This window comes from Massilia sp. Root351 (assembly GCF_001425045.1).
Taxonomy (GTDB): Bacteria; Pseudomonadota; Gammaproteobacteria; order Burkholderiales; family Burkholderiaceae_D; genus Rugamonas.
The window spans coordinates 768731-790245 of record NZ_LMDJ01000001.1 but is presented as its reverse complement, the minus strand read 5'-3'; the positions used below and the strand labels follow the sequence as shown (position 1 = coordinate 790245).

General features: G+C 66.5%; 20 protein-coding genes. 7 read left to right on the top strand and 13 right to left on the bottom strand.

Going from position 1 to position 21515, the window contains the following annotated elements; genetic code table 11:
* The 8 genes from murF to ASD15_RS03530 form a co-directional block, all read right to left on the bottom strand.
* The gene (gene murF / locus ASD15_RS03565; RefSeq protein ID WP_057153339.1) at positions 1-1431 is read right to left on the bottom strand and encodes a UDP-N-acetylmuramoyl-tripeptide--D-alanyl-D-alanine ligase; all 1431 of its coding nucleotides are present in this window, start codon (positions 1429-1431) and stop codon (positions 1-3) included.
* The gene (locus ASD15_RS03560) at positions 1431-2963 is read right to left on the bottom strand and encodes a UDP-N-acetylmuramoyl-L-alanyl-D-glutamate--2,6-diaminopimelate ligase (protein ID WP_057153338.1); all 1533 of its coding nucleotides are present in this window, start codon (positions 2961-2963) and stop codon (positions 1431-1433) included. The genes murF and ASD15_RS03560 overlap by 1 nt, the downstream gene beginning before the upstream one ends.
* Positions 2964-2972: 9 nt before the next feature.
* Positions 2973-4754, bottom strand: coding sequence for a penicillin-binding protein 2 (locus ASD15_RS03555; RefSeq protein WP_057153337.1), 1782 nt, complete (start codon positions 4752-4754; stop codon positions 2973-2975).
* Positions 4754-5026, bottom strand: a complete 273-nt coding sequence (gene ftsL / locus ASD15_RS03550; protein WP_057153336.1) for a cell division protein FtsL — start codon at positions 5024-5026, stop codon at positions 4754-4756. Before ftsL ends, ASD15_RS03555 begins: the two co-directional genes overlap by 1 nt.
* Positions 5023-5991 (bottom strand): 16S rRNA (cytosine(1402)-N(4))-methyltransferase RsmH, encoded by a 969-nt coding sequence (rsmH, locus tag ASD15_RS03545; RefSeq protein WP_057153335.1) that lies wholly within the window; start codon positions 5989-5991, stop codon positions 5023-5025. The genes ftsL and rsmH overlap by 4 nt, the downstream gene beginning before the upstream one ends.
* 12 nt (positions 5992-6003) lie before the next feature.
* Positions 6004-6432 carry a division/cell wall cluster transcriptional repressor MraZ gene (gene mraZ / locus ASD15_RS03540; RefSeq protein ID WP_057153334.1) on the bottom strand — a complete coding sequence of 143 codons (429 nt, stop codon included), beginning with the start codon at positions 6430-6432 and terminating at the stop codon, positions 6004-6006.
* A 567-nt stretch (positions 6433-6999) separates the two neighbouring features.
* Positions 7000-9261: a M9 family metallopeptidase gene (locus ASD15_RS03535; protein ID WP_057153333.1), complete on the bottom strand. Its 2262-nt coding sequence runs from the start codon at positions 9259-9261 to the stop codon at positions 7000-7002.
* Positions 9262-9452: 191 nt separating this feature from the next.
* Positions 9453-10238 (bottom strand): AraC family transcriptional regulator, encoded by a 786-nt coding sequence (locus ASD15_RS03530; RefSeq protein ID WP_082551515.1) that lies wholly within the window; start codon positions 10236-10238, stop codon positions 9453-9455.
* 98 nt (positions 10239-10336) lie between these two features.
* Between ASD15_RS03530 and ASD15_RS03525 the strand changes: the two genes are divergently transcribed.
* Positions 10337-11254 (top strand): AEC family transporter, encoded by a 918-nt coding sequence (locus ASD15_RS03525; protein ID WP_057153332.1) that lies wholly within the window; start codon positions 10337-10339, stop codon positions 11252-11254.
* 23 nt (positions 11255-11277) lie between these two features.
* Here the strand turns inward: ASD15_RS03525 and ASD15_RS03520 are convergent, their stop codons facing one another.
* Positions 11278-12198, bottom strand: a complete 921-nt coding sequence (locus ASD15_RS03520) for a LysR substrate-binding domain-containing protein (RefSeq protein WP_057153331.1) — start codon at positions 12196-12198, stop codon at positions 11278-11280.
* A 179-nt stretch (positions 12199-12377) separates the two neighbouring features.
* Here ASD15_RS03520 and ASD15_RS03515 point away from each other — a divergent pair, with 179 nt between their 5' ends.
* The 6 genes from ASD15_RS03515 to ASD15_RS03490 are packed head-to-tail and all read left to right on the top strand — an operon-like array spanning position 12378 to position 18339.
* Complete coding sequence (locus ASD15_RS03515) at positions 12378-12866, top strand: nuclear transport factor 2 family protein (RefSeq protein ID WP_057153330.1); 489 nt, start codon at positions 12378-12380, stop codon at positions 12864-12866.
* 8 nt (positions 12867-12874) lie between these two features.
* Entirely contained in the window at positions 12875-13843 is a 969-nt protein-coding gene (locus ASD15_RS03510; protein WP_229418044.1) for a catalase, read from the top strand.
* A 51-nt stretch (positions 13844-13894) separates the two neighbouring features.
* Positions 13895-14662 carry an alpha/beta fold hydrolase gene (locus ASD15_RS03505; protein ID WP_057153329.1) on the top strand — a complete coding sequence of 256 codons (768 nt, stop codon included), beginning with the start codon at positions 13895-13897 and terminating at the stop codon, positions 14660-14662.
* A gap of 10 nt (positions 14663-14672) precedes the next feature.
* A complete protein-coding gene (locus tag ASD15_RS03500; RefSeq protein WP_229418043.1) occupies positions 14673-16322 on the top strand; it encodes a GMC family oxidoreductase in 1650 nt (549 codons plus the stop codon).
* Between the two features lie 17 nt (positions 16323-16339).
* Positions 16340-17797: an aldehyde dehydrogenase family protein gene (locus ASD15_RS03495; RefSeq protein WP_057153327.1), complete on the top strand. Its 1458-nt coding sequence runs from the start codon at positions 16340-16342 to the stop codon at positions 17795-17797.
* Positions 17794-18339, top strand: a complete 546-nt coding sequence (locus tag ASD15_RS03490) for an antibiotic biosynthesis monooxygenase (RefSeq protein WP_057153326.1) — start codon at positions 17794-17796, stop codon at positions 18337-18339. Before ASD15_RS03495 ends, ASD15_RS03490 begins: the two co-directional genes overlap by 4 nt.
* A gap of 235 nt (positions 18340-18574) precedes the next feature.
* On the opposite strand, the gene ASD15_RS03485 is transcribed toward ASD15_RS03490, so the two are convergent.
* From ASD15_RS03485 to glpK, 4 genes are all read right to left on the bottom strand, one after another.
* The gene (locus ASD15_RS03485) at positions 18575-18823 is read right to left on the bottom strand and encodes a hypothetical protein (RefSeq protein WP_057153325.1); all 249 of its coding nucleotides are present in this window, start codon (positions 18821-18823) and stop codon (positions 18575-18577) included.
* Positions 18824-18931: 108 nt separating this feature from the next.
* Complete coding sequence (locus tag ASD15_RS03480) at positions 18932-19330, bottom strand: VOC family protein (RefSeq protein WP_057153324.1); 399 nt, start codon at positions 19328-19330, stop codon at positions 18932-18934.
* A 117-nt stretch (positions 19331-19447) separates the two neighbouring features.
* Positions 19448-19972, bottom strand: a complete 525-nt coding sequence (locus tag ASD15_RS03475) for a GNAT family N-acetyltransferase (protein WP_057153323.1) — start codon at positions 19970-19972, stop codon at positions 19448-19450.
* 28 nt (positions 19973-20000) lie between these two features.
* Positions 20001-21506 (bottom strand): glycerol kinase GlpK, encoded by a 1506-nt coding sequence (glpK, locus tag ASD15_RS03470; protein ID WP_057153322.1) that lies wholly within the window; start codon positions 21504-21506, stop codon positions 20001-20003.
* Positions 21507-21515: the final 9 nt, after the last annotated feature.

Genomic DNA, 21515 nt, shown 5'->3' with positions numbered 1-21515 from the left:
TTAGTGAGTTCCTTTGTTAGCTTGTTGCGATCCAATCAAATGCTGCACGACCCGTTCCATTTTCATGAAACGGGAGCCCTTGATCAATACGGTTGCATCCGGCGTTGCCGCCGCCTCCACGGCGGACAGCAGCGCGTCGAATTCTTCAAAATGCCGCGTCACTCCGACCCTGCCCATATGGCGGGCCAGCTCTCCGGTGACGAAGACGTGTTCAATGTTCCTGCCGGCGGCGTAGGCGGCGATCTCCTGGTGGAATTCGCGGCCCTGCGCGCCCACTTCGCCCATGTCGCCCAGCACCAGCACGCGCGGCGCGGCGGCTTTGGCCAGTACGTCGATGGCTGCGCGTACCGAGTCCGGATTGGCGTTGTAGCTGTCGTCGATGACGACCGCGCCGTTCAGTGCGGCCTTTTTCTGCAGGCGGCCGCTGACGGGCGCGAAGCTGTCCAGGCCCAGCTTGATATGCTCGGCGCTGATGCCGGCGGCGTAGGTGCAGGCCACGGCGGCCAGCGCGTTCAGTACGTTGTGGTCGCCCGCCGCCTGCAGGGCGACGAAGAATTGCAGCGGCTCGGCTGCAGCTTCGCCTTCCTGCACGGTCACGAACATCTGGTTGCCGAAGTCCCCGGCGCGGTAGGTGCAGGAGACGTTGGCTTGCTTGGTCAGGCCGAAGGTCAGCGTGCGGCGCCCGGCACTCAGTTCTTGCCAGATGGGCGTGAACTCGTCGCCATGCGGGAACACGGCCACGCCGTGCGCAGGCAACCCGGCCAGCACGGCGCCGTTTTCGCGCGCCACCGCTTCCACGGTGTGCATGAATTCCTGGTGCTCGCGCTGGGCGTTGTTCACCATGGCGATGGTCGGTTCGGCGATGGCGCTCAAGCGGCCGATTTCCCCGGGATGGTTCATGCCCAGCTCGATCACCGCCGACTGGTGCGCCGCCGACAGGCGGAACAGCGTGAGCGGCACGCCGATTTCGTTATTCAGGTTGCCGCGCGTGGCCAGGCGACCGTCCTCGCCGTGCGCCGCCGCCAGGATGGCGGCGATCATTTCCTTGACCGTGGTCTTGCCGTTGCTGCCGGTAACGCCGATGACGGGCAGCGCGTACTGCTTGCGCCAGTAGTTGGCGATGCGGCCCAGCGCCGCCAGCGTATCCGGCACCAGCAGGGCCGGCAGGGTCCAGCCTTCGGGCAGGCGTTCCGCCACCACGGCGGCAACGCCCTTGCCCGCGACGGCGTTCGGACCGTCCAGCAGGAAGTCGTGGGCGTCGAAATTCTCGCCGCGCAGGGCGACGAACAGCGAACCGGCAGGCGCGCTGCGGCTGTCGGTGGAGACGCCGGCGAAGGCCACGGCATCGGGGGTGGCGGCGGCGGCGGTCACCCCGGGTACATAAATCGCACCCGGAATAGCCGCCAGCAGCTGGGCCAGTGTTGCTTGCATCAATTGGTCCTCATCATGGTGAGGCGGGCGGACAGCGCCAGCTGCGCGTGGTCGGCGTCCGAGAACGGGATCTTGCGGCCCTTGATTTCCTGGTAGGGCTCATGGCCCTTTCCCGCCAGCAGGATCACGTCCGGCTTGGCGGCATGCTTGATGGCGTACAGGATGGCGGCCGCACGGTCGTCCACCGCCTGGAATACGGAAGCGGGATGGTGCGCGTCCATGCCCGCGATAATCTGTTCAATAATGGCGTGCGGCTCTTCGCTGCGCGGGTTGTCGCTGGTGACCAGCACATGCTCGGCGATCTGCGAGATGCGGCCCATCTGCGGGCGCTTGCCCGGATCGCGGTCGCCGCCGCAGCCGAACACGCACCACAGCTGGCCGCCGCGCTCCTGCGCCACCACGCGCAGCGTGTCGAGCGTTTTCTCCAGCGCGTCCGGCGTGTGCGCGTAATCGATCACCACCATCGGCGCCTCGTTGCCGCCGACCTGCTGCATGCGGCCCGGCGCCGGGGTCAGGCCCTCGACGGCTTCCACGGCGGCGCGCAGGGTGGCGCCCTTGACCAGCAGCGCGCCCAGCACCGCCAGCGCATTGCTGATGTTGAACTGCCCCACCAGGTGGGTCTTCACCTGGGTGCTGCCTTGCGGCGTATCGAGGTGGAATTCGGTGCCGGCGCTGCGCGTGCGCAGCTGGCCGGCGCGCAGCATGTCCACGCCCGGCAGGTCCGGCAGCGCGGCAGCGTCGCGCAGCGTGTAGCCGACCACGCGGTCCTTGCGCGCCACCAGGCGGTCCGCCAAACGCTGCCCCATGGCGTCGTCCAGGTTGACCACCGAGGCTTGCAGGCCGGGGCTGTCGAACAGCTTGGTCTTGGCGGCCTCGTAGGCCTCCATGCTGCCGTGGTGGTCCAGGTGGTCGCGCGTGAGGTTGGTAAACAGCGCCACGTCGAAATGCATGCCGTCGGTGCGGCCCAGGTCCAGGCCGATCGAGGTCACCTCGATGGCCAGCGCGGTGGCGCCCTGGTCGCGCGTTTCGGCCAGCTTCTGTGCCAGCAGCACCGCGTCCGGCGTGGTGTAGCCGGTGGGGTCGAACTCCACTTCGCCGCGCGCGCGCGACATGCCCACGCCCAGCGTGCCGATGACGGCGGTCAGGTCGCCCAGGCGGCTCAGGGCCTGGCCCAGCCACACGGCGCACGAGGTCTTGCCGTTGGTGCCGGTCACGCCGACGGTGAACATGCTGGCGTCCGGATAGCCGTAGAAAGCGTGCGCGATGGGGCCGGAGCGGCGCTTCAGGTCCGTGACGGCAAGGCGCGGCAAGGTCCAGGCGGCGTCCCACGGATACGCCTCGGCGCCCTGCTCTTCGTAGACGATGGCGGCCGCGCCCTGTGCGACGGCGGCGGCGATGTAGGCGCGGCCGTCCTTGCCCTCGCCGGGGTAGGCGAAGAACACGTCGCCCGCTTTCACGCGGCGCGAATCGGAGGCCAGCTGCGCGCCGGGCGCGGTCTGCTTGATCCAGTTGCTGATTTCGTTAGGTGTCATGGTCGCTCATTACATGACGTCATTGCCGCCGTCGGCGGGGATGACGATTTCGGTGACGGACGAGTCCGGCGGAACGTTCAGCGAACGCAGCGCGTTGGCTGCAACCGCGGCGAAAGTCGGTGCTGCCACCTGGCCGCCATAGTGGCCGCCCGAGGTAGGTTCGTCGATCATGACGGCAATGATGAAGCGCGGATTCGACATCGGCACCATGCCGACGAAGGAACCGATGTATTTGCGCGGGATGGCGTAGCGGCCGTTTTCCACCTTGTAGGCGGTGCCGGTCTTGCCGCCTGCGCGGTAGCCTGGAATCTGCGCCTGCTTGGCGGTGCCGTCCTTGCCGGAGACCACCGTCTCCAGCATTTCGCGCATCTGCGCGGCGGTTTTCGGCTTGATGATCTGCTGGCCCACGGGCGGCTCGGTCACCTTCTGGAACGACAGCGGGATGGTGTCGCCGTTACGGGCGAACATCATGTACGAACGCGCCAGCTGGATCAGCGACACCGAGATGCCGTTACCGTAGCTCATGGTGGCTTGCTCGATCGGGCGCCACGATTTATACGGACGCACGCGGCCCGCCACCGCGCCGGGGAAGCCCCACTTCGGCTGCTGGCCGAAACCGACCTTGGTAAACATCTCCCACATCTCCTGCGGCGGCATGCTGAGAGCGATCTTGGAGGTGCCGATGTTGGACGACATTTCGATAATCTGCGACACGTTGATGACGCCATGGCCCTTGGTGTCGGTGATGGTGCGGTCCAGGATGGTGTAGCGGCCGGCGCCGGTGTCGATATAGGAATTCGGGTTGACGCGGCCGCTGTCCAGCGCCAGCGCCACCGTGATCGGCTTTAACGTGGAGCCGGGCTCGAAGGTGTCGGTCATGACGCGGTTGCGCAGCTGCGCGCCGGTGAGCGAGCGGCGGTCGTTCGGGTCGTAGCTCGGGTAGTTGGCCAGCGCCAGCACTTCGCCGGTGTGCACGTCCAGCACCACGGCGCCGCCGGCCTTGGCCTTGAACTTCTCCACTGCGCCTTTGAGCTGGGTGTAGGCGATGTACTGGATCTTGCTGTCGACCGACAGGGTCAGGTCCTTGCCGTCGTGCGGCTCGTGGATGGAGCCGATGTCCTCGACGATGTGGCCCAGGCGGTCCTTGATCACGCGGCGGCTGCCGGTGGCGCCCTGCAGGGTTTTCTGCTGCGCCAGTTCCATCGATTCCTGGCCCACGTCCTCCACGCTGGTGAAGCCCACCACGTGCGTCATCACTTCGCCCTGCGGATAGAAGCGCTTGTATTCCTTGCGCGCCTCGATGCCGTCGATCTTCAGCGCGGCGATCTTGTCGGCCACGTCCATCTCCACCTGGCGCTTCAGGTACACCAGGTCGCGGTCGGAATCGAGCTTCTTGCGCAGGTCGGCCTCGCTCATTTCGAGCAGGGCGGCCAGCGCGCGGATTTTGTCGGCCGGCGCGGCCAGCACGTCGTCCGGAATCGCCCAGATGGCTTTCACGGGGACGGACGACGCCAGCACCTGGCCGTTGCGGTCGGTGATCTTGCCGCGCGTGGCCGGCAGCTCCAAGGTGAAGGCGTAGCGGTTCTCGCCCTGCTGCTGCAGGAACTGGGTCTTCACGCCCTGCAGCCACAAGGCGCGCACGCCCAGCGCCAGGAAAGCGGCGAACAGCACGAACAGCACCACGCGCGAACGCCACGGCGGCAGGCTCACCGCCAGCATCGGGTTTTTCGTGAATGGCATGCCCTTCGAGCGTGCCACGCGTGCGCTGTTTGCTCCGCCGCCGGCCCGCATCACTGCTCTCCTTGCGTCAGGTACTGCGTGCGGTTGGCCGTCAGCTGCGTCATGTTCAGGTCGCGGCGCGCGATTTCCTCGATACGGGCGTGCTTGCCCAGCTTGGACTGGTCCAGCTGCAGCTGCGCCCAGTCGATGTCGAGCTGGCGCGCGCGGGCTTGCGCGCGCTCGAGGTCGATGAACAGATGGCGCGCCTGGTACTGCGCGTTCACCACGGACAGCGCGCAGCCGACCAGCAAGGCCGCCAGGACGATGTTGATCTTGAAACTCACGCAGCCGCCTTGTCGTCGTAAGGAAGGCGGCGCGCCACGCGCATCACCGCCGAGCGGGCGCGCGGATTGGCCTCGACTTCGGCGTCGGACGGCTTGATCTTGGCCAGCAGCTTCAGTTCCGGCTGCGGCAGGTCCACCGCGCGGATCGGCAGGCGCCGGTCCGGCTGCGGCACGTTGGCCTTGGACGCGAAGAAGCGCTTGACCATGCGGTCTTCCAGCGAATGGAAGCTGATGATGGCCAGGATGCCGCCGGGCGCCACGCACTCGTAGGCGTGGGTCAGTCCGGCTTCGAGATCCTCAAGCTCCTTATTGATGTGAATCCGGATAGCTTGAAAAGTCCGGGTGGCCGGGTCCTTGCCCTTTTCACGGGTCTTGACCGCATTTGCCACGATTGCGGCAAGCTGTCGTGTGCTTGAAATTGGTTCGACTGCCCGGCGAGCAACAATCGCCTTTGCAATCTGAAAAGCAAACCGTTCTTCCCCATATTCTTTTATCACCTTTTCCAGTGTCTCTACGGTTTCGGTAGCCAGCCATTCCGCTGCCGACATGCCACGGGTGGTATCCATGCGCATGTCAAGCGGACCATCGTTGCGGAAACTGAAGCCACGGGCGGCGTCGTCCACCTGCGGCGAAGAGATGCCCAGGTCCAGCAGCACGCCGTCCACCTTGGGCATGGCACGTTCCGCCAGCGCGGAAGCCATGGTGGCGAAACTGTCGTGCACGATCTGGAAACGGGGGTCGGTGATCTGTTCGGCGGTGGCGATGGCCTGCAGATCCTTGTCGAAGGCCAGCAGGCGGCCACGCTCGCCCAGGCGCGACAGGATCAGGCGGCTATGGCCGCCGCGCCCGAAAGTACCGTCTATATAAAGGCCGTTGGCGCGCTCGCCTTCCAGCTGGAGCGCGTCGACCGCCTCGTCTAGCAGCACCGTACGATGCTGGAATTCTGGCACCGCAACTGAAGTCATGTTAAGCGGGCCTTAGAAAGAAAAATCGGAAAGCGCGTCGGGCATGCCGACGTCGATGGTGGCTTGCTCGTTCTCGGCACGGCGGACCGGATCCCAGATCTCGAAATGGGTCAGCATGCCGGACAGCACCACGTCGCGGCCCAGGCCAACGGCGTCGCGCAATTCGGGCGCCACCAGGATGCGGCCGGCCGTATCCATTTCCACATCGCAGGCGTTGCCCAGCAGAATGCGTTGCCAGCCGCGGGCCGACATGGGCCAGCTGGCAATCTGGTCGCGCTTGGCTTCCCACACATGGCGCGGGTACATCAGCAAACAGCCATCGGGATGCTTGGTAAGCGTGAGGCGTCCTTCGCACTGGATAGCCAGTGCGTCGCGATGCTTGGCAGGGATGGACATCCTGCCTTTCGCATCGAGAGTGATCGCGGAAGCGCCTTGAAACACGTATTACCTTTTAATTTGAGAGGGAGTGAAATCCCACAAAACTACACTTTTTCACACAGTTGCCCACTTTAGAGGATGGAAAGATAGTGGTCAAGCGCTTTCCGATTGGGAAAACATGGATTTTATTAATGAAATTAAGGACTTAGCGTCGATCCTTGATGCAGCCTCTAGTAAAAATATCGCGTTAAATTAGAGACTTACACTAGAAACTGAATGTGCTACCTCATCAATCCCCGCACCAGGCGGGCTATTCTCAAGGCGAAAAAGATGTCAAGAAAAAATTGAAAATAAGTTATAAGGTTGCCATATGACAACAACGGCGTGTCAATTCGACAACACTTCTACACAGCGCTTGCGCGGCTGCACGGGGGCGGTCCGAGTGGGGATTTTTTATGGGATTTGGCACTCTGCCGCGCTTTGCGCGCGATCAGGCAGGACGGAGAATCTTGGGATCAAACCAGTGCTGAACGTTTCCTTCTGACTGCCACCACAACAACTTGTATAGACAAATTTAAGCCCGCGAGAGGCGGGCTAGACCTGCTTTCATTATACGCAAAGCGCGGCTTTTTACTCGTACGTTACACTCAGCGAGACCCCGCTGAAGGCTTGTTTCGCGTCCAGTGTAATGTAATACCAGCGCACCGCCGCCGGGTTGGCCAATGCGATATCCTCCGCATTGCCGGCCTTGGCCGCAGCCTGGTCATAATTGGACGGCGTCGGCCAGCGGTCCAGCGCCAAATACATATTCACGTCGCCGGTGCCATTGCGGGTGGCCAGTTTCAGGTTTTTCGCCCCGGCCGGCAGCATCAGCGTGAAATACGAACGGTAGCCGGAAGCCAGGTTGCGCAGCACGCAGTTCTTGCCCAGGTTGGTGGACGAGGCGCAGGCCGGCAGGTTGGCGCCCGGATCGTCGTTGGGCATCGGCGGCTCGCCGGCGGTGGTGGCTGTATCGACCCAGGCGGCGAACTCGTTGTCGTAGGAGGTACCGATCTGGCCGATAGCGGTTTGATAACGCGTGTAGTCGCCGAGGCGGAACTTGGCCAGCATGCCGTCCACCTCCGGGCGGTGCTTTTCCATCATGAAGCGGGTGGCCATATAGCCCCAGCGGTAGGCGCGGTTGCTGTAATCGCCCATGCTGTAGGTGTTGCCAAAAATCTCACTCAGGCGGTAGGCGCGGGTTTTCGCCATGTCGATGGCGACCTGGTTATCGTTCTTCAAGGTCAGGTATTCCGCGATGCCCTCGATCCACCACACGGTGGGCACGGCGGTGGAAGCGCCGAAATCGCCGTACATATTGAAACGGCCGTCCAGGTAATGCACGTACTCATGCTCCAGGTTCCAGACCTTGAACACGGGCCGCAGCCAGGATGCCTCGTGCGCGATGAAGCGCGCCTGGTTGCCGGCCTGCGCCGGATTGCCCTCCAGGTACATGCCGCCGTTGTCGGTGCCGATGCCGTAGATGATGCCGGCGTACTTGCTGTAATTGCTATAGTCGTCGAACACCACCAGTTCCAGCGCCGTGTTGTTGTCGCTGCCGACCGGCGTGCGCTGGGTTTGCAGCATGGCGTGCACATAGCCCTCGCCTTGCTGCAAGGTGGTGCACACTTCCGTCATCTGGGCGGCGGTCATGTCCTGGGCGCGCAGGCGCAAGGTGGGGCTGCATTCGCGGCTGTACTTGAGCACGCTGTCCGCCAGCTGCTGTTCATAGTTGCAGGTGCCGTATTCGGCGCAGCTGGGGTTGTCGTAATACTTCACGGCGGACGCGGCGGCCAGCCACAGGCCGCTGTCGGCGCCGGTCATGGAGCTGGTTTGCAGCGTGGCCTGCACCATGGGCTTGATGCCGGCCTTGAGCCCGGCGTACTGCATGAAGCGGAACGCCTCGCTGGCGGCGTCGGTCAGCTCGTAGGCGGCATTGCTGCCCAGCAGCGCGGCCTTGTTGGCGGTGACGAAGGTGTTCAGCGCCGTGGCGTAGGACAGGTCGGCCTTCAGCAGGTCCGCCCCGCCCGGCCGCCCGTGCGCGTAGAACAGCACCGTCAGCGCGCCGGTCAGGCCGCCGCCCGCGCTGTTCTGCTTGAGCGCCTCGGCCGCGTTCGGGTAGCCGCTGCGGTTGGTAAAGCGCGTGACCACGGTTTTCACGCTGGGCAGGTAGTACAGCTCGTCGTGCATATTGGTGATCAGCTTGAAGGTCTCCAGCGCCGTGCTTTCGGCCGCCGCGTTGGGCTGGTACAGTGCGCTGCCCTCGGCCAGCTGCCTGATCGGCGCCCGCAGCGACGCGGCCAGCGTGGCCGCCGGTTCGGGCATGGCGCCGGTACCGGCCAGGTAGTAGCCGGCGCGCAGGTACAGCACCAGGTTGACCAGCTTCATGTTGCTGGCGTTGTAGCCGGCCGCTTCCTGGGCCACCCGGCTGGCCACCGCGCCCATGTTGGCGGCGGAATAGATCGTGGCCGCCTGCTGCGCGCTCAGCGAGAACAGGCCATAGGTGCATTCGTAGTCCGGCAAGCCGGCCAGGTAGTCGGCCAGCGCGGCGCCGCTGTAGGTGGCCAGCTTGGCCATGTCCTTGCATTCGGGCGTGGCCGCCAGCGTGGCGGCGGGAGCGCTGCTGCGCAGCTGGCGCGGCATCAGGTCGTGGCGCGGCTTTTTGCTGACCGGGAGGTTGTAGCGGCTTTGCTCGGCCGACGGTGGCAGGCTCTGGCGCGCATGCGGCATGGGCGCCTGGCGCAGGCGCGCGTGCTCGCCTTGATGCGCGTCGGCCGGGGCTGCGTTCGCATGGCAGCAGGCCATCAGCGCGATCAAGGCTGCCTGGGGCAGTGCATTTCTTGGGAATGACATGTGTTTGGCTCCTGTTTTTTGTTGTCGATAAGGTCGCCGGGACTGCGCCCCGGCCAGGAAATACTAGCGTGGCAAGATTTCCCGGATGACAGCAAAAACAGGCCTGCGAAGCCGTTCGCTCTATTTAGGCGGCAAGGGGCTTGGGTTCGGCACAGCGGACGCACGCCGCCCACGCAGAAAAGCCACAGCTATCAATTCGCGAGCGACGCCAGCAGGGATGCGGACGCGGACGATGCGGACAGGGCAGCGCCGCCGGGGCCGCCCTGGCTGCGGCACTGGGCGCGGTACTGCACCGGGGTTTGCCCGGTGAGCGCCTTGAACTGGCGGCTGAATGCGCTGTGGTCGGTGTAGCCGCAGTCCGCGGCGATCTCGGCGATGCTGAGTTCACGGCCCGATTCGATCAGCGCCAGCGCGCCGTTGAGCCGCGTCTGCAGCAGCAGCTGGCGCGGGCTGTAGTGGAACACGCGCTGGAACAGCCGCTCCACGCGCGCCAGCGGCAAGCCGGCGTCGCGCGCCAGCTGCTGCAGGCACAGCGGCTCGCGGTAATGCTCGCGGATATGCTGGGCGATGCCGGCAATCTGCCGGTACACGGGATGGTGGTCGTCGGCCAGGCCCAGGTCGTGCGAGGTGCCGACCAGGCCGACGATGGCGCCGGCCTGGTCGCGCAGCGGCACCTTGTGCGTCAGGCACCAGCCATGGCGGCGGTTGGGATACAGGTGCAGCTCCAGGTGCTGGCGGATGCTGCAGCCCTGCTCGATCACCTGGCGGTCCTGCGCGATATAGGCCTGGGCCAGCGAGCGCGGGTGCACTTCCAGCACCGTCTTGCCGGCCAGCTCCTGCTTGCTGCGCAGGCCGCAGCGCCGCACCAGCGTGTGGTTGGCGGCCAGGTAGCGGCCGTCGCGGTCCTTGACGAAGAAGGCCACGTCGCTCAGCGCATCGAACAGCGTTTCGATGGCTGCCAGTTCCACATTGAACATGTCCGCTCCGGGATTGCTTTGGTTGCAAGCTAGTTATCAGTACCGGCCGAGTCTACCTGATTCCCTGCAGCAAGCGCGCACCGCTTTTATAATGTCCCATGCTCGCCTCCATCCTGCCCGTCTTTCTTGTCATCCTGCTCGGGGTGGCCATCCGCCATTATGAATGGCTGCCGGAAGCATTCTTCCCCTCGGTGGAAAAGTTTTCCTACAACATCGCCTTCCCTGCGCTGCTGTTCGCCGGTACCGCCAGGCTCAGCTTTGAAGGCAGCCAGGTCGGCGAACTGGCGCTGGCCACGCTGCTGCCCACCTTCATCATCATCGGTGTCACCTTGCTGGCCATGCCAGCCGCGCGCGGCCTGCCCGGCGCCAGCCGCTCGTCGGTGATGCAAGGGGCCATGCGGCCCAATACCTACTTCGGCCTGGCCGTGTCCTCGCTGTCTTTCGACGCCGGCACGGCCGCGCTGGTGATGCTGTCGCTGGCGCTGTGCCTGCCGGTGGTAAACATGCTGTCGATCATCGCCCTGTCCTGGTGGAGCGGCAGCAAAGCCGACTACCGCAAGATCGGCAAGACCCTGGCCGGCAATCCCATTATCCTGTCCACGCTGGCGGGCATGCTGGTGAGCCTGTCCGGCGTCACCCTTCCGCTGCCGCTGATGAATACGCTCGACATCCTTGGCAAGGCCGCGCTGGCGCTGGGCCTGGTGTGCGTGGGCAGCGGCCTGGTGTTCTCGCTGCAAGGGCTGCGGCCGGTGGCGCTGGGCTGGGCCTCGCTGCTCAAGCTGGTGGCGCTGCCGCTGGTGGGCGCCAAGGTGTGCGCGCTGTTTGCCGTATCGGCGCCGGTGGCGCTGGCCGCCACCTTCTATTGCGCGCTGCCGTGCGCGCCCAACGCCTACATCATGGCCAGGCAGCTGGGCGGCGACGCGCGCCTGATGGCCGCCCTGATCACGCTGCAAACCCTGCTGGCGGCCGTGACGGTGCCGCTCAGTAAAGGCTTCCTGTCCCCGATGGGCGTTTAAGCGGTGAGCGGGGCGGCGGTCCGCTAGCCGGGTCCCCGGAACGGGTCGTCCAGCAGCGCAAAGCGCTCGGCCAGGAAGTCAATCAGCGAACGGGTAGCCGGCAGCATGCCGCGCCGGGTCGGCATCACCGCGTGGATCACCTCGGTTTTCGGCGCCCACCCAGGCAACACCTCCACCAGCTCGTGCTGCGCCAGGTCGCCATGCACCTGGGCGCTGGGCAGCTGCACCACGCAAACGCCCTTCAACGCAGCCAGGCGCAGCATGCGCAGGTCGTTGACCACCAGGCGCGGGCTGTGGCGCACGGTCTGGCTGGCGCCATCCGCATGGTGCAGGCTCCAGCTGTAGTCGTGCATCGGCTTGCCGTGATGGGCGCTGGGGAAGCGTAGCAGGTCCGCCGGCGACTCCGGCGCGCCATAGTGCTTGAGCAGTTCCGGCGACGCCACCAGGCGCTGCACCCGCTGCGACAGCTCGCGCGTCACCAGGTCGGAATCCTGGAACGGCGGCACGCGCACCCGCAGCGCAACGTCCACGCCCTCGGCCACCACGTCCACCACCCGGTTGATGGCCTCCAGATGCACTTCCACGCTCGGGCACTGCGCCATGAACTCGGTGACCATTCTGCCCACGCACTCCTCCAGCAGCGCCGTCGGGCACGTGACGCGCAGCAGCCCGGACGGCTCATTGCTGGCCATGGCCACCGACTCTTCCGCCGCCGCTGCCGCCGCCAGCATGGCGCGGCAGTGCTGGTAGTAGTGCATGCCCACCTCGGTGAGCTTGAAATTGCGCGTGTTGCGCACGATCAGGCGCACGCCCAGGCGTTTTTCCAGCAGCGCGATGCGGCGGCTGAGATTCGACTTGGGGATGCCGAGCGCGCGTGAGGTGGGGTTGAAGCCGCCATGGTCGATCACCAGAACAAAATACTGCAAGGCGTTGAGATCGAGCATAGGAATGTGGAATCGGCAAGTGCGAAATTTACAATAAACGGCGGACTATACCATGCCGGCGCGCTGCGGAGATCATCCCACGGTTGGGAAAGTGCTGGCCACTTTCACCGGCTACTGCGGCCCGGCTGCCCATCCTACACTGCGCTCCTCATTGACCATTGAACAACAGGAGCACCGCCTTGACCTCTTCCCTCGCCCTGAGCACCGCCGACCGTTTCGAGATCTTCGAGCAGCTGAACCGGCACCAGCGCTACATCGACAACGACGCCAGCCGCGCCTCGGCCGAGCTGTACGGTTCCCTGTACTGGCCGGAGGCGAAATTCACCGTGATCGACATCCGCCAGAACGAATTCGTCGGCCCGGACGGCATGAAGCAGCTGTACGACTACGCCCACAGCGTGTTCCCGATGGCGCGCATGCGCCACTCGCTGGGCACCTTCGTGATCCAGGGCGGGGGCGAGAACGCCAGCGTGGAGTGGAACTGGATCGTCACCTGGCGCGAGGGCGGCGAAGGCTTCCTGTCGACAGGTACCTACTACGATAAGTTCGAGAAGCGCGACGGCATCTGGAAATGCATCGAACGCACCTCGCGCGTCGACCCGAACTGGCCTGCCGCGCTGTTCCAGCCCTGGGTGGACCGCCAGGACCAGACCTTCAAGGCGTCCTGAGGCGGCCGGTGAGCGTTCAACCGCTGCCTGCGCACCTGCCTGCGCAATTTTCCGACCAATTGCTGGAGGCCCTGCAGGCCACCTTCGGCAAGCACGCGGGCCACCGCATGACGCACGCCAAGGGCGTGGTGGCGCATGGCAGCTTCACCGCTGCCCCCGGCGCGGCGCAGTGGTCGCGCGCCGCGCACCTGCAAGGGCGGGCGGTGCCGGTGACGCTGCGCTTCAGCAATTTCAGCGGCATCCCTCAAACAGCCGACGCCGCTCCCAGCGCAACGCCGCGCGGCCTGGGCATCCGGTTCCATGCGGCAGCCGGCCCGCTTGCCCCCGCCGTCACCGACATCGTCGCGCATTCCTTCGACGGCTTCCCGGTGGCGGCGCCGGGCGATTTCCTGGCATTCCTGCAGGCGATCGCCGCCTCGGTGGCGGAGCAGCACCCCGATCCCGCGCCGCTGGCCGCCTTCCTGGCGCAACATCCGGGCGCGCAGCGCTACCTGGAAGCGGCGCCCTCCGCGCCGGCCAGCTACGCGTCGATCCCCTATTTCGGCGTCAACGCCTTCGGCCTGCTGGCGGCGGACGGCCGATTGACCATGGGCCGCTACCGCATCGACCCGGCGGCGCCGTTGCCGGCCGTTCCGCTGGAGCAGGCCGCGGCGCTGGCGCCCGACTACCTGGCGCAAGAACTGGCCAGCCGCCTGGCCGATGGGCCGGCCGTCATGCGGCTGATGTTCCAGCTGGCGGCCCCCGGCGACGACTGCGCCGACGGCTCGATAGCCTGGCCGCACGCGGGCCCGGCCGCGCGCCGGGAAATCCTGCTCGGCGAACTGCGCATCGACACCCTGGCACGCGACCAGCAGCGAGCCGCCGGCGCACTGGCGCTCGACCCGGGCCGCCTGGCCGATGGCCTGGCGCTGTCCGGCGACCCCATGGTGCCGCTGCGCAGCGCGGTCTACCGCCTGGCCGCTTGCCGCCGGCGCTGAACCATCTGCACCCCCAAGCAAGACACAACTATCTATCTGGAGAATACATTCATGCTGCGTAAAACCATCGCCACTGCCCTGCTGGCCACTTCCTCGCTGGGCGCGCAAGCCCAGCAAGCTCAAGCCGCGCCCGCCCCCACCTCCGTGGTGCTGGTGCACGGCGCCTTCGCCGACGGCTCCGACTGGGCCCAATTGATCCCGCTGCTGCAAGCGCGCGGCCTGCGCGTGCAGGCAGTGCAAAATGGCCTGCATTCCCTGGCCGGCGACGCAGCCGAAGCGCGCCGCGCGATCGACGCGGCGCCGGGCAAGGTGGTCCTGGTAGGCCACTCCTGGGGCGGCAGCGTGATTACCGAGGCGGGCAACCACGACAAGGTCGCCGCGCTGGTCTACGTGGCCGCGTTCGCGCCGGCCGCCGGACAGACCACCGGCGAACTGGGCAAGGACTACCCGCCCTCGCTCGGCCAGCGCGAGTTCGTGCTGGACCCGAGCGGCTACATCTCGCTCACGCCGCAGGGCGTCAGCCAGGCCTTCGCGCAGGACCTGCCCGCCGCCGTGACCGAAGTCATGGCCGCCACCCAGGGGCCCATCCAGGCCTCGGCCTTCAGTGAGCGCATCGGCTCCGCGGCCTGGAGCGGTAAGCCGTCCTGGTACATCGTCAGCGAGCAGGACCGCATGATTCCGCCCGACCTGCAGCGCGCGCTCGCGGCACGCATCAAGGCGAAAACCACCAGCCTGGCCACCAGCCATGTGCCGCACCGCTCACAACCCGCCGCCGTGGCCCAGGTGATCCTGGAAGCAGCCGGCCTGGCGCGTCAGTAAGGGGGCTCGCATGACTACTTCCCGCCCTCCCGCCATGCCCGAGCGCAGAAGCGTCCTCACCGCTGCGCTGGCAGCGGCAACCATCGCGGCAACCGCCCCGCCCGCCAAGGCCTCGGCCCCGGCCGCCGGCAGCGCCGGCCAAGCGAAACGGCGGCCACCGGCGCCTGAGCAGCCGGTGGACGTGCTGGTGATCGGCGGCGGCTCGGCCGGCGCCGTGTTGGCTGCGCGCCTGAGCGAACGCGCAGACCGCAGCGTGCTGCTGCTCGAAGCCGGAACCGCCTACGCGCCCTGGGACTACCCGGCAGTGGTCAGCAGCAGCGACCGCCTGGGCGGCGACGCCAGCCACGAGTGGGGCTACCAGACCGAGGCCGGCTTCATCGGCCACCCGGTGCAAGCCCTGCGCGGCAAGGTACTGGGCGGCAGTTCGGCCATCAACGGCGCCGTCGCCATCCGCGCCCGCGCCAGCGACTTTGCCAGCTGGAACCTGCCCGGCTGGTCCTATGACGACCTGCTGCCGTCGTTCAAGCGGCTGGAAGACAGCGACGGCGGCGCCAGCGCGCTGCACGGCCAGGGCGGCCCGCTGCCGGTACGCCAGCTCACCCGCGACGACACCACGCCGATGCAGCGCGCCTTCACCGACGCGGCCCGCGCCGCCGGCTACGCCGCCGTGTCCGACTTCGACGGCCCCGAGCCGCACGGCGTCGGCCCTTACCGCATGAACGTGGTCAACGGCGTGCGCGTCAACACCGGCATGGCCTACCTGACCAACAGCGTGCGCGCCCGCGCCAACCTGCGCGTGCAGGGCAAGGCGCTGGTGGACCGTGTGCTGTTCGAAGGCGGCAAGGCCGTCGGCGTGCGCCTGGCCGGCGGCCAGCTCATCAAGGCAAAGCAAGTCGTCCTCAGCGCGGGCGCCTACGGCAGCGCCGCCATCCTGCTGCGCTCCGGCGTCGGCCCGGCGCGCGACCTGGCAGCGCTGGACATACCGCTGGTGGCAGACCTGCCGGTGGGCCAGCGCCTGAAGGACCATCCTTTTTACTACAACGCCTACGCCGCCAGGCCCGAAGCCATTGGCCCGCAATCGCCCGCCATCGGCGCCAAGCTGTGGACCCGCAGCAGCCTGGCCAAACAAGGCGAACTGGACCTGCACATCACCGCCACCCACCTGTTCCCGCACGAACTGAGCCCGACCAAGGTGGGCTTTGTGCTGGCGGTGGCGCTGACGCTGCCGCAGTCGGTGGGCAGATTCAGCCTGGTGTCGCGCGACCCGCAGGCCGCACCGCGCATCGACCTGAACTTCCTGGCCGACGCCGGTGACCGCGCCCGCCTGCTGGAAGGCGTGAAGCTGGCGCGCAAGCTGGGCCGGAGCGCGCCGCTGTCGGCCATGGTGCACAGCGAACTGGTGCCGGGCGCCGCCTCGCAGGACGACGGCGCCATCGAGCGCTCCATGCTTGGCACGCTGGACACCTACCACCATCCCACCTCCACCGTGCCGATGGGCCGCGATGGCGATCCGCACGCGGTGCTGGACCTGCAATGCCGCGTGCGCGGCCTGCAGGGCCTGCGCGTGGTGGACGCCTCCATCTTTCCGGACACGGTGTCCGTGGCCACCAACATCACCACCATCGCGGTAGCCGAACACGCGGCCGCGCGCTTCTTCTGACAGGAATCGAAACCACTATGAACAATGCCCTAGCAAACCAGCCGGCGCTGCACTGGATCGACGGCGAATGGCTCGCCTCCGACTCCGTCCGCAAGGCTCACGACCCGGCCACCGGCGCGGTGATCGGCCAGTACGCCGACGGCGGCGCGCGCGAAGCGCAACTGGCCATCGCGGCGGCGCAGCGCGCCTTTGACACCGGCTGCTGGGCCGGCAACGCCCAGTTGCGCGCGCGCGTGCTGGAAGAGCTGGCGGCCTCCTTCGAGCGCCACCGCGAAGCGCTGATCGACCTGCTGTCGCTGGAAAACGGCAAGATCAAGCGGGACGCCGGCTTTGAAATCGACATGGCGCCGTCCAAGCTGCGCTTCGCGGCCGCACTGGCGCGCACCGACATGGGCCGCAGCGGCTCGCCGCGCCCCGACGCGGTGTCGCTGCTGCTGCGCGAACCGGTGGGCGTGGCCGGCATCATGGTGCCGTGGAACTCGCCGGTGATCCTGATGGTGCGCTCGCTGGCGCCGGCCCTGGCAGCTGGCGCCACGGCCGTCATCAAGATGCCGGGCCAGACTGCGCTGACCAACGCACTGGTCGCGCGCATCATGTCCGAGGCGCCATCGCTGCCGCGCGGCGTGATCAACCTGTTCACCGAGTCCGGCGCGGAAGGCGCCAAGCTGATGGTGGCATCGCCCGAGGTGCCCGTCATCAGCTTCACCGGCTCCACCCGCACCGGCCAGGCCATTTCCGCCGTGGGCGCGCAACGGCTCAAGCGCTTCGGCCTGGAACTGGGCGGCAAGACGCCCCACCTGGTATTCGGCGACGCCGACCTGGACGCGGCCTTGCCCGTCATTGAAAAATCGCTGACGGTGTTCTCCGGCCAGTTCTGCATGACCGGCTCGCGCCTGCTGGTACACAGCAGCGTGGCCGGGCAAGTGCGCGAACGGCTGGCGGCCCAGCTCGAAGCGGTGCGCGTGGGCCCGGCGGCCGACCCGGACAGCGGTATGGGTCCGCTGATCGACAAGGCCAACGTGGCGCGCGTGAACGCGGCCGTGGAGCAGGCCATCGCCTCCGGCGCGAAGGCGCTGCTGCGCGGCGGCCCCGTAACCGAAGGCCCGCTCGCGGCAGGCGCGTTCTACCGCCCCACCCTGCTGGAAGTATGCGATCCCAAGCTACCCATCGTGCAGGAGGAAACCTTCGGCCCGGTGATGACGCTGCAGGTGTTCGACACGGAAGAGGAAGTGCTGGCCCTGGCCAACGACAGCGAATACGGCTTGGCTGCCGCCGTCTGGACCCGCGACACCAGGCGCTCGCTGCGCGTGGCGCGCAAGATCAAGGCCGGCACGGTATGGATCAACGACTGGGCACAGGTGTTCGACGAATTCGAAGAAGGCGGCTACAAGCAGTCGGGCAGCGGCCGCCTGAATGGCGTGGCGTCGATCGACGACTTCCTCGAATACAAGCACATCACCTTCACCAACCTATGAAGGACAGCGTTGCGGACCGCGCCGCGCTGCTGGTGCGGCATGCGGTGCGGCCTGCGGCGCGCGGGCGCTACGAGGCCTGGATCACGGAGGTGACCTCGGAATGCCGGCGCTTCGCCGGCTTCCAGGGCACGGCGGTGATACGGCCGGAAGGCCGCGACACCAGCTACACGCTGCTGGTCCATTTCGACAGCGACGCGCAGCTGCAGGCCTGGGTCGGATCGGAACAGCGCCGGCGGCTGGTCGAAGAACTGCGCCCCTTGCTGCTGCGGACCGAACGCCTGCGCGCCGGCGTGGGCCTCTGGTTCACGCCAGCGCTGGCCGGCGAGCGCCAGCCCAAGCCCTACAAGCAGTTCCTGCTGACCTTCTCGGCCATCTACCCCTTGAGCCAGGGCGTACCGGCACTGCTGCGCACGCTGACCGAAGGCTGGCCATTGCCCGCGGGCGCGATCCCGCTGCTGTCAGCCGGCCTGATCGTGTGGCTAATGGTGTATGTGATCATGCCGCGCTACGTCCGGGCCGTGTCCGGCTGGCTGTTGCGCTGACGGCGCCAGGCCCGCAGCGCTGCAGCAGTTCCATGGCGCAGCGGATCGCGCTGGCCTATGTGGGACCGTTGAATTGGTGGGCCGCCCGCACGGGCCGGCTATCACCACATCCTGCAAGCCGTACCGCTTCAACTGCTGCTCCAGGCCGGCGTTGGCGACGGCGCTCTGGGCCCGGTGCTTCCTGTGCAGCAGCAAGTCCTGCTCCTTCGTTAGAGCATGCAGTGTAGAAGCGGCGTCAGTGGCTCTGGAAGAACTGAATCATCTTGGACACCGGGACCAAAGCAAAAGCGGCCGCCCCCAAGTAAACCGAGGCTAGCCTGAATTGCCATCCTGTGCCGGAAAAATCACTCCTGTCCCGCCAGAGAAGAACACGAAACGGGTGCTTCGCCGCCGGATGCACTTTGGCGTTTGCAATAACCGAGCATGCGATCGACAAGGCGGTCGCAGCATACATGGCGTATGTCGAGAGAACGTAATAGCTCATGCAGCCTTTCCTGGTTAGCAATTTCTCGACACCTTGTGAGGCTGCGGGAATTTTCCCATAGTCTACAGGTCGCAAAGCCTGAAAAATACGCGCTTTGTCACGCGCAGGCTAGGCCTCCGGTGCGGACCAGACCAGGTTCCACAGGTGGCCATCGATGTCCTCGAACCCCTGGTCATACATGAAGCCATGGTCCTCCGGCGGGTGCGGCGTGCGGCCGCCGGCGGCGACGGCCTTGGCGATGAGGGTGTCGACTTCTTCCCGGCTTTCGCAGCTCAGGCAGATGACGACTTCATTGGCCTCTCTGGCCTGCGCGACGGGCTTGCCGATCAAGGACTGGAAGAACGGCTCGCTCGTCAGCATGGCCTGGATGGTGTCGCCGGCGATGTTCATGAACACTGCATTGTCGCCGCAGTAGCGGGCGTTAAACGTGAATCCTAGCGCGGAAAAGAAGGCCTTGGACTGGTTCAGGTCTTTCACCGGCAAGTTGAGGATGATTTGCTTATTCATGGCGTTTCCTTAGGGAAAATAGGTTGAGCGATCGGAGCTACAACCATACGACGGATGGCGATGCGCGAAATCGACACGCGCTCGCGTCCGCACGACGCATAAATCGTCCTCCAGCGGCTATGCGGGGCCGCGCTCACGCATATAGCTCGATATGGCCTTGCCGTGCAACTCAGTTTCCATTTCGTATGCCATCCCAAGACGCTCGGCAACACGGCGCGATGCGTGATTGGCAGGCGTAATGAGGGCCCGGACTGTCGGCTCGCCCCGCACGTCGAACACATAGTCCAGGACTGCCGCCGCTGCTTCGATTGCGATTCCCTGGCCCCAGAACGCCCGGTATGTATTCCAGCCGATCTCCATCGCGGTGCTTTCCTCGCGAAAGAAAGCGCCCACATTGCCGACCAGCTGGCCGGTGTGCCTGTTCTCGACGGTCCACCAGCCAGCGCCATCCAGCAGCCACAAGCCGGTATGCGAACTGAAGATTCGCCAGGCCGCCTGGCGATCGGACGTGCCGAGGTGGGCCGAACTTTCCGGATCCCTCAGATGGTCCGCAAACGCGCCGAAGTCTTCGCGCCGATACGCGCGCAACGTAAATCGCTCGGTCTGGAGGAGAGGAACGGAGGTGCGGAACATGTTGTCCATGAGGTAGTGTGGAAAGTCGCAAATCCATTCAGAGCGGCGCGTCCCAGCCCTTGGCGCGCTCGACGGCGCGCGACCAGCGGGACAGCAGCGCGGCGCGCTGGTCGGCGCCCATGGCGGGTTCGAAGCGGCGCTCGCATTGCCACTGCGCGGCAATTTCCTCGGCCGATTCCCAGAAGCCCACCGCCAGCCCGGCCAGGTAGGCCGCGCCCAGCGCGGTGGTTTCAGTGACCTTGGGCCGCAGCACCGGCACGCCCAGCAGGTCGGCCTGGAACTGCATCAGCAGGTCGTTGCGGGCGGCGCCGCCGTCGGCCCGCACTTCGGTGACGGGAATGGTGCGGTGCGAGGCCGCCACGTCCTTCTGCATGGCCGCCAGCAGCTCGGCGCTCTGGTAGGCAATGGCTTCGACCGCCGCACGCGCGATATGCGCCGCCGTGGTGCCGCGCGTCATGCCCATCAGGGCGCCGCGCGCGTACGGGTCCCAGTGCGGTGCGCCGAGGCCGGTGAAAGCCGGCACCAGCAGCACGCCGCCGCTGTCGGGCACGCTGCCGGCCAGCGCTTCGACGTCGCCCGACTGCTTGATGATGCCCAGCCCGTCGCGCAGCCATTGCACTGTTGCGCCGCCCATGAAGACGCTGCCTTCCAGCAGGTAGTCGGTGCGGCCGTCGACCCGCCAGCCCACCGTGGACAGCAGGCGGTTGTGCGACACGGCCGCGTGCCGGCCGGCGTGCATCAGCATGAAGCAGCCGGTGCCGTAAGTGTTCTTGACCATGCCGGGCTGATGGCAGGCCTGGCCGAAGGTGGCGGCCTGCTGGTCGCCGGCGATGCCGGCCACCGGAATCTCGCGCCCGAACAGGGCGGCGCGCGTCATGCCGATTTCTTCGCTGGAGGACACCACCTGCGGCAGCATCTGCTCGGGAATGTCGAACAGCGCCAGCAGATCCGCGTCCCAGCGCATCAGGTGGATGTTGAACAGCATGGTGCGGGAGGCGTTGCTGACGTCGGTGACGTGCACGCCACACAGCTTCCAGGCCAGCCAGGAGTCGATGGTGCCAAAGGCCAGTGCGCCGTGGCGGGCCCGCTCGCGCGCGCCGGGCACGTGGTCGAGCAACCATTTGATCTTGGTGGCGGAAAAATAGGCGTCCAGTTCCAGGCCGGTGCATTCGGCGATCTGCCTGGCCTTGCCGGCCGCGCGCAGTTCGTGGCAGATGTCAGCCGTACGCCGGTCTTGCCAGACGATGGCGGGCGCTATCGGCTCGCCGGTCTTGCGGTCCCAGACCACGGTGGTTTCACGCTGGTTGGCGATGCCGATGGCGCGCACCTGCTGCGCATCGATGTGATTGTCGTGCAGTACCTTGCGGGCGACGGTGATCTGGCTGTTCCAGATTCCGTTGGGGTCGTGCTCGACCCAGCCGGGATGCGGGTAATGCTGCGGATATTCCAGCGCCGCGCTGCCGTGGATCTGCCCGAGGTGGTCGAACAGGATGGCGCGCGAGCTGGTGGTTCCCTGGTCGAGGGCCAGGATGTATTTCTTCATCGGCGTATC